Origin of the sequence: Bacillus cereus group sp. MYBK227-1, assembly GCF_051916325.1 — a bacterium.
Classification (GTDB): domain Bacteria; phylum Bacillota; class Bacilli; order Bacillales; family Bacillaceae_G; genus Bacillus_A; species Bacillus_A cereus.
The window spans coordinates 1,130,710-1,144,647 of sequence record NZ_JBQAGK010000001.1 but is presented as its reverse complement, the minus strand read 5'-3'; the positions used below and the strand labels follow the sequence as shown (position 1 = coordinate 1,144,647).

The window sequence follows — 13,938 nt, the reverse complement described above, 5'->3', positions numbered from 1 at the left end:
CTCTCCTTTTATTTGTATTCTATACGTTAATAATTATACACAAAGCTAACAAATACCTCTATTTTTCGACAAACATTATGCAAAATACCATTTTAAACGTCATAAAGGAAGTTTACATCTCCATTTGATTTTACACAATAAAACAGACTACCCTCTATTGGCATAATGCTACTAGAGGTAGTCTGTTCTCTATTAGACTTTAAATCTGTCAATTAGTCCTTGCAACTCTTCAGCCATTTGAGATAACGTGCCTGCTGCAGATCCAATTTCCTCCATCGAAGCTAGCTGTTCTTCAGCTGAAGCCGCAACATTTTGTGTGCTTGTCGCATTATTTTGTGCTGTCATTGCAATTTGTCCTACCGAAATAGATACTTCATTTGCCCCTTTTGACATTCCATTAGCCGTTTCAACCATCGTCTTAATTTGATTAGCTATTTCATTTGTAGATTGTAAGATTTCAGCAAAGTTTTGCTTCGTTTCATTTGCGATAACAAGTCCAGATTGAACTTCCTCATTTACATGATTCATAGATTTGACTGTCTTACCCATATCATCTTGTATTTCACATATTAATTTACTAATTTCACTAGAAGATACGCTAGACTGCTCTGCCAATTTACGCACTTCATCTGCAACAATTGCGAAACCTCTTCCATGCTCACCGGCTCTTGCGGCTTCAATCGCCGCATTTAGAGCTAGAAGGTTTGTTTGATCTGCAATATTTTGAATTACTTCTAAAATATCACCAATTTGTTTTGATTTATTATTTAGTAATTGTATAACTGCATCTGATTGTGAAACCGATTCTGCAATAGACTGCATCTGGTTTACTGTTCTTCCTACTAGTTTCCCACCATCTTCTGCTTTTTCACGAGTATGTGCAGAAGCCGTATTAATAGATGATGAACTATTTGCTACATGTTGAATTCCTTCCGTTACATCAAACAGTAACATAGCGCCATTTTCTACGCTTGTTGTTTGCGTCGTTGCCCCACTTGATATTTCATCCATTGCGATTGTGATTTGCTCAGTCGCTTCACTTGCTTGCCTTACACTTGCAGTTAGCTCTTCTGATGCCGCTGCAACATGCCCAGCTGAATCGTTAATTCTTCCAATTAACGTCCGTAACGAATTCGTCATCTCATTAAAGCCTTTAGCAAGTTGGCCGATTTCATCATTAGAATGGATTTCAATTGTTTGCGTTAAATCCCCTTCGCTTATTTCTTTAGAGGTAACAACTAATCTCTTTAAAGGCTTCGTAATTGAAAGTGTCACAAAATAAATAAGTGCCCCGCCTACTACTAATGAGATAAGCATAACAATTAACATATTATAAAATACAGGTTGAGCAGCTTCAATTACTTCAGTTGCGTACATCGTCCCACCAATTTTCCAACCTGTTTTTACGTTTGTAGCAAATACCATATTCTTTTCACTACCACCATAAGAATATGTAAAAGCACCGTGATTATCTTCATAAATTTTCTTTGCCCAAGAATCAGCTGCTTTATCCCCTGATTTTTCTTGTGGATGAGCAATGATTTTTTGCTTTCCATCTAAAATGAAGGCATATCCTTTTTTACCAATATTGATTAACTTTGTTGTTTTTAATAAATTGTCTAAACTTAAATCTAGCGCAACAACCCCATTTTTATCTTCTGTTTGTTTTGCAATCGTTACGACAATATGTCCATTTCCTTTTGCCTTATATGGCTCGCTAACAACAATACCACCTTGTTTTGCCACTGCATCTTTATACCAAGGTCGTGTTGTTGGATCATAATCTGCTGCCATTTGTATATTTGGTTCCTGTACAAATTTCTTATCATTACCGGCAACATACACTTGTTCAACATCTATATTCAAATTGATATACTGAGATAATGTCTTTCTTAGCTCATCCTGATTATCCCCTTGATACATATTCCCTTGAATTACTCGTGCAAAGTTATTCACATCGTTAAATTTTGCTTCAATCATTTGATTGATTAAATTATCTAATATTTTTATATTATCGTTAGCACTACTCGTAATTTGTGATTCAAAATTCTTTTTAGCAGTTTGATAAGACATGCCCCCGATTATAGAAACGGCTGCAATTAAAATTACAAAGAATGAAATTAATAGCTTTTTTGCTACTTTCATATCACGAAACAAATTTAATAGTTTACCCATTATGAACCTCCTAATTTTCGAATTTAAAAGTTAAATTGAGTTAATTATGAATATTTCCCATTCCTTAATTATTATTTTCATAACCTATTATGGTGAATACTTTGTAAAGTTTAAACAATTAATTTCTCTTTGTCTATATATACGAATAATATTATTATAAAATTTACAAATAGAAAAAACCAAAGGGGCCCCTTTGGTTTTTACATTTTTTTATGTTGTTTAGAAATTTTCTTCCATTTATCACGCTCTGCTCTGGCAAGGATTGCATCTTGTTTCCTCATAAAATACGCCAGTTCTCTTTGTAATTTTTTATAGCTTTTCAAACGATCTATCGTAATAAGTCCGTTTTCAATTGCACTATACACCGCGCATCCTGGTTCATTCTCATGCTTACAATCACGGAAACGACATGTTGTCGCAAATTCTTCAATATCAGAGAATGCTGTTTGAATCGCTTCGCTGCCTTCCCAAAGTTGCAATTCCCTCATGCCAGGCGTATCAATCACGAGAGCGCCACTAGGCAATTGGAATAATTCTCGATGCGTTGTCGTATGCCTCCCCCTACTATCCTCTTCACGTATATCTCCCGTTTTTGCTACATCAATTCCTATTAGAGCATTTAACAAAGTTGACTTTCCTACCCCTGATGACCCAACTAAAGCAATTGTTTTCCCTGAAGAAACGAATTGTTTCAACGAATCAATACCTGTATGCTCTAAACTATCAACAACGAAAATAGGAACACCAATTGCTATAGCTTCCGTTTCTACAATTTTTTGTTCTACATCATTACATATACTACTCTTTGTTAAAACAATAACTGGCATAGCGCCACTTTCATACGCCAATAATAAATAACGTTCCATCCTTCTAACATTAAAATCATGATTAAGTGCATTCACTAAAAATAAATAATCTACATTTGCTGCTATAATCTGTTCTTCTGTTCTTGTTCCAGCCTCTTGTCTTGAGAAAGAACTTCTTCGCTGGAAAATACGATGAATAATCGCTTTCTTTTCATCTTCTATTTTCTTTATATACACCCAATCACCAACTGCTGGATAATCGCCTTTCGTAATCGCTTCATGCCGAAACTTCCCAGACAGTTCTGCCATATATTCACCATCATTACAAATAATGCGATATATATGCTTATGCTCAAGTAAAATACGACCTACTTCATAATTTTTCTCTGTAACTTGTTCTTCAAAAAATGAATCCCAGCCGAAAGATTCTAAAATATTTTGATTCAAATAAATATCCTCCCTAGTTTGTACTAAGTGGAAGGATTGCGAATTACCTTATATAATATCGCCCTTTCCATCCACCTTTGTATTTGGTTGATTATTCATATAAGTTATTTTCGCCATAATACATCACCCCGTTCTTATTTTAATTATTCTCATTATATGGAATTCTCCTATAAAAAGCTACATTATTTTACGTAATTTTCAAATAACTTGTTTTTGAGCATTCTAATTTGTTCTCGATGACTAATTTCATCTTCTAGCACATGAAACCATAGATAGTGCTGGTTATATGCTACACCGTTAGGCCACTTTCTTTCTGACATGAGCCACTCATCACCTTGTTCACTTAAATACTTCAGAGATTCTTCTCGAACACTTTGTAGAAGTTGTACATAATACTGTATTTCATGACCACGGATTGCTCTACCCGCTTCCCCTAAATACAGTGCATCTTCCCAGATTTCTAATTCTTCTTTTGTAAAGTCACGATCTTGAAATGAAATAAGCTGATGAACTTTTTCAATAGCTGCTATATGCTTTAATAAGGCGCCAATTGAATTTCCGCTGCTTTGCATAATTAAATCTAATTGCTCAACTGATAATTTTTTTACTTCGCCTAATGTTACAGCTCTCGTATGCTCAAGCAGGCTTACTAATTCCCCTATTTTTTTGTATAACCAACTACACTTCTTATTCGATAATCTATATTCATATCACGCACCCCTTTCTGCATTCATATTATTGTAAAAATGATTCATATAATAGACTGAAATATATCTAAATTTTCTGTTACAATTAATTTGAATACAAATTATACCCAAACAAACTTTCTCAATATGCTTATATGAAATATTAAAAGGAATCAATATAAAATAATCGAATCTTATTCACTAAAAGGAGTGGATTCGATGGAGATGTATCAATGGCTAACCGCTGTTCTCGTTGGTGGCATTACCGGCTTCGTTTCCCATCTAATCAATAACCAAGGTAAGTTATTGCTTCCACGCCGTTTGAAAACATTTTTTCATTTTGGATTTTTAACTGATATTTTTACTGGTAGCCTAGCCGCACTTCTTGGGCTCGTTTTATTCGATGTCACCGCAATAAAAGAAATTATAAAAGTATCCATTGTAACTGCTATTTCCGGTCAAACTTTTTTACTACATCAAGCTCTTGGTGGCGAACAGGCTAAAAATACGCAAATTGGGAAAGCTGATGAGAAGATTCAAGAAATTGACAAATTATTGCGACGTTAGTGTATACTTTCTTTTAAAATTATTGTTATAATGAGAAATAAATATTTTCTATTGCGTCGTTTGTCAGGAGAAAGGGTGTTTCGTATGACAAAAAAGAAAATAGAAGATTTCTTAACAAACTCCGAAAAAGAGGAACTGCTAGAAAACTATAAATGTTTACGAGAAGCCCGCACAAAAAGCGAAGCTAACTATTTTGGCGAAGCAGTAAACCATCTATTAAATAAAGCAAAACAACGAATTATTAAAGATGCAGGTATACATGATGAAAATGCTGCAACTGTTCAATCAAAGAGAAAAGCACTGTTTTAGCTACATTAGCTAAAACAGTGCTTTTTATTTAGAATTTTTTTCTTTCCATGCTATATTCTCTCCGCCTTTATACTTCCCATTTTTACAGTTTCAAAAGTCATCTAGACCTAAAGATCAAACTAATAATATTAGCCCACGCAAACCATTTTAATAATAGATAAAATAATTGAACTAGTAATGCTACAAACTAAATAAGTTTATTAAATCGCTTCTTTTAAATCTGAATGCGGATTTGGTCCGTATTGATTGTCATTTTCTTCACTTTCAATGATAAAAAATACAAGTAAAACAACGCTACCAAACGGTACAAAATTTAATAGTTGCCACCATCCCGTTTTCCCAATATCATGTAATCGTCGTGCACCAACCGAAAAACTTGGTATAATCATTACTAACATAAATAGCAACGCAATAATAGCAACTAACACCTCTGAAAATGATGATAAAAATAACAGTAGCCAAAAAATTACGATATTGGATAAACTAAAAATCCAGTACTCTTTTCGCGTAGCTCTACCACTAAAATTCCCATAATTCTTTAGAGCTTTCAAATACCATTGCATTTAAACCTCTCCCTTTTATCCCCAATAAAATTAAAATATGTAATTATTAACAGATAAGTAGAAATATAACACAATATTTATGTAAAATCCATATTCCCATCTAAATTGCCCTCTATTTAAATAGTTTTTTCCTTCGGCATTTTTCACATTACTTTCACATCTATTTCACAAATATAAGTAGTCCGATATGCTAAACTAAGTATATCCTTTTCCAAGGAACTATATGCCGATATATAAATCCCTATCTTTATAGGGATTTTTATTTTTTGATTCCTCATAACTTTGTTACAATACATTTCTTCTACTATTTCTATACTTTTAGTAACCACTTTAATTAAAAGCACATTCATGTATTCACACTCTTATTAATTCTGATTTGCGAAATATTTATACAAGCTTTATGATGCGATTCCTGTTTCACTATTTTCAGTAAGTTTTTCACTTTTTCTAAACAAAAATAAAGCTCCTATATATTGTAACGCTGTAAAACTACCTATAAGGATAAAATTGTGAGATATTGCAAATAACATTCCAGCTATTGCCGCACCAATCATTTGACCAATGTACATAGAAGCATTTGCAAGCGCGGCTCCTGTTCCTCTTGCTACACTAGATATGTTTTGTAAGTGCCTCATCATTAATACAAACAAAATTCCTGTCCAAAAAAACAAAGCAAAGAACGATAACTCCACCAATACAATGTTCTTTACATGTGGAAGTAATACATATAGCACTGCTGTAAATATAATTCCACCATAGAAAGAAAGGTTATAACCAATTTTATTTACGATTCTAGGACCAAAAATATTACCAGTTAAATTTCCTAACCCTAATACGAGCATAGCTGTACCTACTTCATGAACTTGTAAGCCAAATTGAATGGAAAGCCATACACCAAAAAATGAAAATGCAGCAAAATTTCCGGTTTGAAAAACAAAGTATGCAAAATAAGAAAGTGAAACCTTTGAATCTGTAAGTAATTGTTTATAACGCTGTAAAATCGCTTTTTTATTTCCACCTATATGAACCGACTGTATTTCTGGTAATACAACATAAATAAGAATGACAAGTAGTGCTGATAATATACCAATGAAATAGAATGGGATTGTATAATGTATCGTTGCTAAATAAGCTCCCAGTGGCAGCCCTAAAATTTGAGAGATTGATAACCCTGCTGTTGCAACCCCAATTGCTTTCACAATTTGCTTTTTCTCTATAAGGATCGGAATGGATGCCCACACTTGTGGAGATACAAAAGCTGCACTTACACCTGCTAAAAATCTAAATGTTAGCATCCATAAAAAACTCGGTGCAATTCCACAAAAAAATGTACTTATTGCAAAAAAACTCATACCTAGTACCATCACTTTTTTTCTGTTTAATCCATCTGATATAGGACCAGCAATAAGCGCAAATCCAGCATACCCTAAAGCATACGAACTCACCATCCATCCTGACAACTCAGTTGAAACATGATACACCTGTTGTAATGTCGGCAACAGTGGTGAAATTAAGAAAGTATCTGTACCGATCATAAACATTATCATAAAAAATACAGCTAGTACTCTGTTCATTTAGACCTTCTCCTTATATAAACAGAGGGTACTCTCCCTCTGTTTAACTAATCTTCTAAAATAGATTGGATTTCTTTCATGACCCTTTCATTCAATGCAACGTCTACCGCTTTCACACTTTCTCTTACCTGCTCTGCCCGCTTTCCACCAGGTATAACAGTATCAATTCCTTCTTTATTTAATAACCATGCTAACGCTAAATGAGACACTTCAATATCATTTTCTTTAGCTAGCCCTTTTAACTTATTCACTTTCTTAAAATTACTCTTATATGTATTTTCTTCAAATAGATTTACATTTTGACGCCAATCGACTTCATTTAATTTGAAATCTTCTGTATATTTTCCGCCTAATATTCCAAAAGCAAGAGGCCCATATGGAATAAATGAAATACCCGCTTCTATACAATACGGCAACAGTTCTTCCTCAGCTGTACGTTCTAACATATTGTATGGAGATTGTACAACATCTATATGACCATGTTGATTCGCCTCTTTTAATTGTTCTATGTTTACATTCGATATTCCAATTGAACGAATTTTCCCTTCTTCTTTTAAATGAGTAAGCTCTCCGATTGAATCTATGTAACTTGTTTCAGGATTTGTAAAGTGTAAATAATATAAATCAATATATTCAGTCTGTAATCTTCTTAAGCTATTTTCCACAGCATTCCTTAAGTAACTTGGTTCATTGTTAATATAAGTTTCTCCATTTAACAACGGTTGAATTCCACCTTTTGTAGCAAGTATAAACTCATGACGTTTTCCCTTTAATACTTCTCCTACTAATTCCTCTGATCTACCGAAACCATATGAATCTGCTGTATCAAAAAATGTAATCCCTTGCTGAATAGCTTCTTCTACTAATCGCTTTCCTTCTTCTTCATTCACATCAGCATATAAATTATGTCCCCCTACTGCATTTGTACCTAAACCCAACTTTGAAATATTTAATCCTGCCTTTTGCAATTTTGTATACTTCATTTTTTCTCCCCCTATATTTCTATTGTTCGAATATATTCGAACAATAGAAATATACCACTTTATATGTTATAGTGCAAATATCTTAACTTATACAAGTAGGTGAAATATGCGTACACTCTATCATCCAAATCGAGAAGAAATTCAATTTTCTTCTGTCTTATATGCACTTAGCGATCAAATTCGTTTACAAATTGTAAATATGTTACTAGAGAAAAATGAACAATCTTGTGGTGCTTTAAACATCCCTGTTGCAAAATCAACTTTATCTCACCATTTCAAAGTTTTACGTGAGTCAGGTGTTATGTACACGCGCCTTGAAGGAACACAACGTTTCATTTCAATTCGTGAAGAAGATTTAAATGCTAGATTCCCAGGTTTATTACAAGTTGTATTACATGCGACAGAGCCATATTAAAAAAACATCTCATATGAATATGAGATGTTTTTTTAATATGGCTATTCTTTTAATAAATCTAATAATCCATTACCTTCGGATGTACGTTCATACCCTAAAGGTACAGTTCTTTTAATAAGTTGTGCATATATTTCCGGCTCTGATAACTTTCGACCGTATTCTTTCTCACACTGTTTAATGAGCAAGGCAAGCGCTCCAGCAACATGCGGCGTCGCCATGGAAGTTCCACTTAACACTGCATATTTCCCATCTGGATACGTAGATAATATTTCATCACCTGGCGCTACTAGATCAATTTCTTGATTTGAATTACTAAAACATGTGATTTTCCGTTCTAAATTGACAGCGCCGACTTCAATTACTTCCGAGTAAGCACCTGGGTAATCTAGTTCCTCTGTATTATCATTACAATCTCCATTATTCCCAGCAGCACATACGACGAGAACATCCTGCTTTACCGCCTTTTGAATTGCTTCATGTAATTCTGGAACATCTTGCGGACCACCAAGTGACATTGAAATAATTCTCACTTTCTCTTGATTCGGCCCTCTCCAATTTACAGCATAATGAATTGCCTCAATAATTTGCTCGTAACTTCCAGAACCATCTCCCGCTAAAACTTTTAATACTAACATTTTAGCAAGCGGTGCAACTCCTAATACACCGACACCATTTTCAGTTGCTGCAATCGTCCCCGCGACATGAGTACCATGTCCGTTATTATCAAGATACACATTTGGATCAGCTTCATAATCTTTTGTGAAATTTCTTCCGCCGATAATACGATCTTTTAAATCTATATGATTAGTATCACACCCTGTATCTAATACGGCAACGACTACATCTTGCCCCTTCACACTCTTTTCCCATACTTGCGGAGCGTGAATCAGTTGTACACCTGGTGGAATTTCATTTACTTGTTCTACAACTTTATTTACGATAAATGGAATCAATTGTATACCTTTTTGTTTATTCACTGTACTACTCATCGTAATCCCTCCTGAAAATGTATTATTTTCATTTCAGACCACTTTTGAATACGTGTAAATGTAACATTCGTTTTATTCTTTTTGTTTTCCTTCTTTTCAAATATTTCTCAACATCATTTACTAACTCTATACTACTTTTGTATTTCCCCTATGATTTATAGGAAATAACAGCCTGGGTCATTCAACTAATAACCAAAATAAAAGGACCAATTAATGGTCCTCTTACAGTCTTTTAAAAGAATGATATGTAATTTGAAAAATAATATAAATTAAGACTAAACCTCACTCTTGTTTAAAAACTTTTCTATTTCTTTTACTAAATATTCCGCTCCCTCTATCCCAACAGTAATATTTCCATTTGCTAATGATATGTTCTGCTCTGAAACATCACCTGTGATTTGGCAAGCATTGTAAGGTTGATATTTTTGTAAAATGATTTTATCTGCTTCTACAAAAATTTCAAGCGGTGATTTGATTTGTATTCCCAATACATCGCGTAATTCTTTAGGGATAACAATTCGTCCTAATTCGTCTACTTTTCGAATAACTCCTGTTGCTTTCATATTTCTCCCCCCTTTCTCTCTATTAATTTTTTTCACCTCGCTTTTTCCATTTTATCACTTTTTGGCAATACTTGCCTCTTTTTAGAAAATTTTGTACTCGAGTTAAAAAAACACATTTAATGCATACGTAATCTCTCTTTCAATTGTTTTACATAACGGGATCTTATAAGTAAGAAGTATACAACTTGAATACCTATGAAAATACTTAATACAACTGTATTTTCTTTAAACAATGAGTACTCAAACATTTGCCCTAACGCCGTTAAGGCTACTGCCCCATGTAATGTTGCAACACCAATTGGAACGAAGAATAAAAGCGCCAATCGAATTGTAACTACCTTCGATAATTCCCTACTCGTCAATCCAACTTTTCGAATCATTTCGAACAAGCGAACATCATCCTCCAAATCGGAGAATAAACGGAAGTAAAGGAAACTTCCTGCGCAAACGAAAAATACTATACCAATAAAGAAACCTACAAATAAAATCGGTCCTGCAATTTGTAAACTTTGGTTTTGCTCGTACTCTTCCGCACTAAACGTTGAATATTCTTGATACGGTTTAATTTGATGCGTAAGCTCTTTACCAATTTCAATCTCATCTTTCGTTCTTTCAGTTTTATACATATAATCTTTTGTCTCTATAAATCCATCTTGTAATGAATCATATTGATCATTAGAGATTACATAAACATTTCCTCTTAATATTTTCCCCAATGAAGATGAAGTAACTTTTTTCACCTTTAAACTTTCATTCATATTAGGTAAAGTAATTTCTTTTCTTTCTTTCATCGCTGGCCCTGGTATATCAGCTGACAAAAATACAACCTCTTTATTTGCTACAGTATTAAATGGTTCTCCCGTTAACTTTGCATATTCCTTATAGTCTGATTCTTTTATAAAAGTGGCGCTTCTTAACGACTGTTCCTCCGTTTTCTTTGTCGAAATATTAGTTTTTGAAGCTTCTATATTATGTTTCTTTAATCCTTTGTCAATCATTTGTATATGTTGTGATTCGTTACTATTCCCTTGCTTAGAATGGTAATGAAACGCAATTGGTCTCTCCATTATACCTTTCGTCATGGATGCGAAGCCTACTAATGTCCCTATTGCGGAAAATGCTACAGTAGAAATAATGGTTACAATAAAGAACATTCTTGCGTTATCTCTCATACGATACGCTAAATCTGATAACGTAATAATATTAGTCTGTGTCCAATAGAAACGTTTACTTTTTTTACATAATCGAATAATAAAGACACTCAGCTGCTTGTACAACAAATACGTCCCGATAATAACTACCGTTGTAACAGGAATCATCATAATAAATACCATTGCTCCATGTGATAGAAGAGCTCCTACATAGCCAGCACTAAGCAATACTACTGCTAATATTGAAGAAATGATTGATGCTTTCGGTTCCGGTTTCGCCTCTGCTGATCCTCTAAACAACTTCATAATCTTATTTTTACGAATCATTCCTGCACTAAACAATGATATGATCATAAATAAAATAAAAAACATAATACCCGTTACAACAATTGCTTTCATCGGTATGTAATAGGATAAGGAGATATCTAGTTTCAATATCATCGGAGCGACAAATAGTAATACCCCTGAAAATAACATACCTGAAAGAATACCAAAAATAATTGCCCCTATTCCAATCATAATATTTTCAAAAAAGATCAGACGCTTTAATTGATATTTCGTCATACCTAGCATCATTAAAATTCCTAGTTCACGCTTTCTCGTTTTTAAAAACATTCCCATCGAATATAAAATAAAGAAGATTGTAAATAAGTAAATAATAGACTGTGCAAAAGACATACTTACGAATACGTACTGACCTAATTCTCCTGCACTTAATGCCGGATGAAACGCAAAAAATGAATACACAAAAAAGGCCATAATTGCAAATGCACTACTCAAAAAATAGGCTGAGTATGTCCGTCTATTTCGGGTTACATTCCGATATGCTAGTTCTCTAATGTTCATATTACTTCTCCGCCCTTCTACTATCTATGTTTTTATATTAGTAAAGTGCGGAAATATCTTCCATCGATTCAAATGACAAAAACCTTACATTTTTGAAAGGTTTAAAAAAATTGCTTATACGTAGTACTTTATTTATAATGACTACATTCATATTCATACACACATCCTATTGTATATTCGTTAGTTTTGCGAAATAATAAAGGATAGAAGTATGTACCATTATACATATAAACTTATTTACCGCTTTAATATGAATAGGAGGAAAACATAATGACATTACAAGAACAGATTATGAAAGCATTACATGTTCAGCCTGTAATTGATCCAAAAGTTGAAATTCGTAAACGAGTTGATTTCTTAAAGGATTATGTAAAAAAAACAGGCGCAAAAGGATTTGTACTTGGTATTAGCGGCGGCCAAGACTCTACATTAGCAGGACGCTTAGCACAACTTGCAGTTGAAGAAATTCGTAACGAAGGTGGTAATGTAACGTTTATCGCCGTGCGTCTTCCTTATAAAGTACAAAAAGATGAAGATGATGCACAATTAGCATTACAATTCATTCAAGCAGATCAATCTGTTGCATTTGATATTGCTTCAACTGTTGATGCTTTTTCAAATCAATATGAAAACTTATTGGGTGAATCACTAACAGATTTTAATAAAGGTAACGTGAAAGCACGTATCCGTATGGTTACTCAATATGCAATTGGTGGACAAAAAGGGTTACTTGTTATCGGAACAGATCACGCTGCAGAAGCTGTAACAGGGTTCTTTACAAAATTCGGAGATGGTGGTGCAGATTTATTACCATTAACGGGATTAACGAAGCGCCAAGGACGTGCATTATTACAAGAGTTAGGCGCAGACGAGCGACTTTACTTAAAAATGCCAACAGCTGATTTATTAGATGAAAAACCAGGTCAAGCTGATGAAACAGAGTTAGGTATTACTTATGATCAATTAGATGATTATTTAGAAGGTAAAGCAGTTCCAGCTGACGTTGCAGAGAAAATTGAAAAACGTTACACAGTGAGTGAGCATAAAAGACAAGTACCAGCGTCAATGTTTGATGATTGGTGGAAATAAATTAAACATAAAAAAGAAGCTAATCTTCATTTAGCTTCTTTTTTATATGTTAACGATATACCCCTACTCTTTTCTCCAATAAATCTTGCAGGCAATCTTCATGTTGTTTACAAAATAACGGTGGCATGTCGTCTAACGGGAAAAACTTCAAATCCAACGTTTCATCACCATCTACTTTTTTGTCACCTCCAACTATTGAGAATGAAAAGAACATCACAATTGACTGGGCCTTGTCTCCATTTGGATATGATTGAAAATATTTTGTATACACTCCAATAAGCTCATTTATTTCTACATCATACCCGGTTTCTTCTTTTATTTCCCGGATTGCAGTTTCCGCAGCTGATTCTCCTATCTCCATTGCACCACCTGGAAAGCCCCAAGCGTTAAAGTCTCCTCTTTTTTGCAGTAATACTTCTCCTTCTTTATTAAATACACAACCACCGGCAAAGTTTAAGAAAACATAATCATGTCCTACTTTTTCACGTAATTCTTTTATATAATTCGCCATTCTCATTCCCCTTTTCATACCTCTTCTATCGCTATTTCTTATCTTTTTCAAGCAATTCAATGATTCGATCTAGCTTCTGGTTCATATTAATCACGTGGTGTTTCTTTGCAGCACTGCTTTGTAATACTCTTCTAATAAACAAAGTAAATGATATGAAAAACAAAACGATAAGTCCGATTACTAAACAAGTATATATCAATGTAAAAATATCGCTTTCGAACAAGTTCATTCCACATTCACATCCTTATCCTTTTATTTTATCAC

The 13,938-nt window shown here is 33.8% G+C and carries 15 protein-coding genes and 1 pseudogene; 4 read left to right on the top strand and 12 right to left on the bottom strand.

Going from position 1 to position 13,938, the window contains the following annotated elements; translation table 11 throughout:
• Positions 1 to 192 precede the first annotated feature (192 nt).
• From ACTFRM_RS06080 to ACTFRM_RS06070, 3 genes and pseudogenes are all read right to left on the bottom strand, one after another.
• Positions 193 to 2,175, bottom strand: a complete 1,983-nt coding sequence (locus tag ACTFRM_RS06080) for a methyl-accepting chemotaxis protein (RefSeq protein WP_000517290.1) — start codon at positions 2,173 to 2,175, stop codon at positions 193 to 195.
• A gap of 200 nt (positions 2,176 to 2,375) precedes the next feature.
• Positions 2,376 to 3,428 carry a ribosome small subunit-dependent GTPase A gene (gene rsgA, locus ACTFRM_RS06075; protein ID WP_001073076.1) on the bottom strand — a complete coding sequence of 351 codons (1,053 nt, stop codon included), beginning with the start codon at positions 3,426 to 3,428 and terminating at the stop codon, positions 2,376 to 2,378.
• 182 nt (positions 3,429 to 3,610) lie between these two features.
• Positions 3,611 to 4,137 (bottom strand): annotated as a pseudogene (locus ACTFRM_RS06070) (DinB family protein).
• Between the two features lie 196 nt (positions 4,138 to 4,333).
• On the opposite strand from ACTFRM_RS06070, the gene ACTFRM_RS06065 reads away from it, so the two are divergent.
• Both ACTFRM_RS06065 and ACTFRM_RS06060 read left to right on the top strand, forming a co-directional pair.
• Entirely contained in the window at positions 4,334 to 4,681 is a 348-nt protein-coding gene (locus tag ACTFRM_RS06065; RefSeq protein WP_000426317.1) for a DUF4257 domain-containing protein, read from the top strand.
• 84 nt (positions 4,682 to 4,765) lie between these two features.
• Positions 4,766 to 4,990: a hypothetical protein gene (locus ACTFRM_RS06060; protein WP_000162602.1), complete on the top strand. Its 225-nt coding sequence runs from the start codon at positions 4,766 to 4,768 to the stop codon at positions 4,988 to 4,990.
• A 200-nt stretch (positions 4,991 to 5,190) separates the two neighbouring features.
• Here ACTFRM_RS06060 and ACTFRM_RS06055 read toward each other — a convergent pair whose 3' ends face one another.
• From ACTFRM_RS06055 to ACTFRM_RS06040, 4 genes are all read right to left on the bottom strand, one after another.
• A complete protein-coding gene (locus ACTFRM_RS06055; RefSeq protein WP_001198796.1) occupies positions 5,191 to 5,553 on the bottom strand; it encodes a DUF805 domain-containing protein in 363 nt (120 codons plus the stop codon).
• 143 nt (positions 5,554 to 5,696) lie between these two features.
• The gene (locus ACTFRM_RS06050; RefSeq protein WP_001101741.1) at positions 5,697 to 5,903 is read right to left on the bottom strand and encodes a hypothetical protein; all 207 of its coding nucleotides are present in this window, start codon (positions 5,901 to 5,903) and stop codon (positions 5,697 to 5,699) included.
• A 48-nt stretch (positions 5,904 to 5,951) separates the two neighbouring features.
• Positions 5,952 to 7,127, bottom strand: coding sequence for an MFS transporter (locus tag ACTFRM_RS06045; protein ID WP_440043125.1), 1,176 nt, complete (start codon positions 7,125 to 7,127; stop codon positions 5,952 to 5,954).
• Between the two features lie 47 nt (positions 7,128 to 7,174).
• Positions 7,175 to 8,110: an aldo/keto reductase gene (locus ACTFRM_RS06040; protein WP_000877965.1), complete on the bottom strand. Its 936-nt coding sequence runs from the start codon at positions 8,108 to 8,110 to the stop codon at positions 7,175 to 7,177.
• A 106-nt stretch (positions 8,111 to 8,216) separates the two neighbouring features.
• On the opposite strand from ACTFRM_RS06040, the gene ACTFRM_RS06035 reads away from it, so the two are divergent.
• Entirely contained in the window at positions 8,217 to 8,525 is a 309-nt protein-coding gene (locus ACTFRM_RS06035) for an ArsR/SmtB family transcription factor (RefSeq protein WP_001259906.1), read from the top strand.
• A gap of 41 nt (positions 8,526 to 8,566) precedes the next feature.
• Here ACTFRM_RS06035 and ACTFRM_RS06030 read toward each other — a convergent pair whose 3' ends face one another.
• The 3 genes from ACTFRM_RS06030 to ACTFRM_RS06020 all read right to left on the bottom strand — a co-directional run bounded on the left by ACTFRM_RS06030 (position 8,567) and on the right by ACTFRM_RS06020 (position 12,074).
• Entirely contained in the window at positions 8,567 to 9,514 is a 948-nt protein-coding gene (locus tag ACTFRM_RS06030) for a serine protease (RefSeq protein WP_000099746.1), read from the bottom strand.
• A gap of 275 nt (positions 9,515 to 9,789) precedes the next feature.
• Positions 9,790 to 10,077: an AbrB/MazE/SpoVT family DNA-binding domain-containing protein gene (locus ACTFRM_RS06025; protein ID WP_000648324.1), complete on the bottom strand. Its 288-nt coding sequence runs from the start codon at positions 10,075 to 10,077 to the stop codon at positions 9,790 to 9,792.
• Between the two features lie 116 nt (positions 10,078 to 10,193).
• On the bottom strand, positions 10,194 to 12,074 hold the full coding sequence (locus ACTFRM_RS06020; protein WP_440043123.1) for an FtsX-like permease family protein: 1,881 nt from the start codon (positions 12,072 to 12,074) through the stop codon (positions 10,194 to 10,196).
• Between the two features lie 270 nt (positions 12,075 to 12,344).
• On the opposite strand from ACTFRM_RS06020, the gene nadE reads away from it, so the two are divergent.
• Complete coding sequence (nadE, locus tag ACTFRM_RS06015) at positions 12,345 to 13,163, top strand: ammonia-dependent NAD(+) synthetase (protein ID WP_000174904.1); 819 nt, start codon at positions 12,345 to 12,347, stop codon at positions 13,161 to 13,163.
• 49 nt (positions 13,164 to 13,212) lie between these two features.
• On the opposite strand, the gene ACTFRM_RS06010 is transcribed toward nadE, so the two are convergent.
• Both ACTFRM_RS06010 and ACTFRM_RS06005 read right to left on the bottom strand, forming a co-directional pair.
• A complete protein-coding gene (locus tag ACTFRM_RS06010; protein ID WP_000024999.1) occupies positions 13,213 to 13,674 on the bottom strand; it encodes an NUDIX hydrolase in 462 nt (153 codons plus the stop codon).
• Between the two features lie 31 nt (positions 13,675 to 13,705).
• Positions 13,706 to 13,903 carry a DUF4083 domain-containing protein gene (locus tag ACTFRM_RS06005; protein ID WP_001048091.1) on the bottom strand — a complete coding sequence of 66 codons (198 nt, stop codon included), beginning with the start codon at positions 13,901 to 13,903 and terminating at the stop codon, positions 13,706 to 13,708.
• Positions 13,904 to 13,938 lie beyond the last annotated feature (35 nt).

Excerpts from the sequence above, each read along its gene's own strand:
- ACTFRM_RS06045 (WP_440043125.1), bottom strand. The coding sequence starts at position 7,127 with ATGAACAGAGTACTAGCTGTATTTTTTATGATAATGTTTATGATCGGT.
- ACTFRM_RS06050 (WP_001101741.1), bottom strand. The coding sequence starts at position 5,903 with ATGAATGTGCTTTTAATTAAAGTGGTTACTAAAAGTATAGAAATAGTA.
- ACTFRM_RS06010 (WP_000024999.1), bottom strand. The coding sequence starts at position 13,674 with ATGGCGAATTATATAAAAGAATTACGTGAAAAAGTAGGACATGATTAT.
- ACTFRM_RS06025 (WP_000648324.1), bottom strand. The coding sequence starts at position 10,077 with ATGAAAGCAACAGGAGTTATTCGAAAAGTAGACGAATTAGGACGAATT.
- ACTFRM_RS06035 (WP_001259906.1), top strand. The coding sequence starts at position 8,217 with ATGCGTACACTCTATCATCCAAATCGAGAAGAAATTCAATTTTCTTCT.
- nadE (WP_000174904.1), top strand. The coding sequence starts at position 12,345 with ATGACATTACAAGAACAGATTATGAAAGCATTACATGTTCAGCCTGTA.
- ACTFRM_RS06020 (WP_440043123.1), bottom strand. The coding sequence starts at position 12,074 with ATGAACATTAGAGAACTAGCATATCGGAATGTAACCCGAAATAGACGG.
- ACTFRM_RS06080 (WP_000517290.1), bottom strand. The coding sequence starts at position 2,175 with ATGGGTAAACTATTAAATTTGTTTCGTGATATGAAAGTAGCAAAAAAG.
- ACTFRM_RS06060 (WP_000162602.1), top strand. The coding sequence starts at position 4,766 with ATGACAAAAAAGAAAATAGAAGATTTCTTAACAAACTCCGAAAAAGAG.
- ACTFRM_RS06055 (WP_001198796.1), bottom strand. The coding sequence starts at position 5,553 with ATGCAATGGTATTTGAAAGCTCTAAAGAATTATGGGAATTTTAGTGGT.
- ACTFRM_RS06065 (WP_000426317.1), top strand. The coding sequence starts at position 4,334 with ATGGAGATGTATCAATGGCTAACCGCTGTTCTCGTTGGTGGCATTACC.
- ACTFRM_RS06005 (WP_001048091.1), bottom strand. The coding sequence starts at position 13,903 with ATGAACTTGTTCGAAAGCGATATTTTTACATTGATATATACTTGTTTA.
- ACTFRM_RS06030 (WP_000099746.1), bottom strand. The coding sequence starts at position 9,514 with ATGAGTAGTACAGTGAATAAACAAAAAGGTATACAATTGATTCCATTT.
- ACTFRM_RS06040 (WP_000877965.1), bottom strand. The coding sequence starts at position 8,110 with ATGAAGTATACAAAATTGCAAAAGGCAGGATTAAATATTTCAAAGTTG.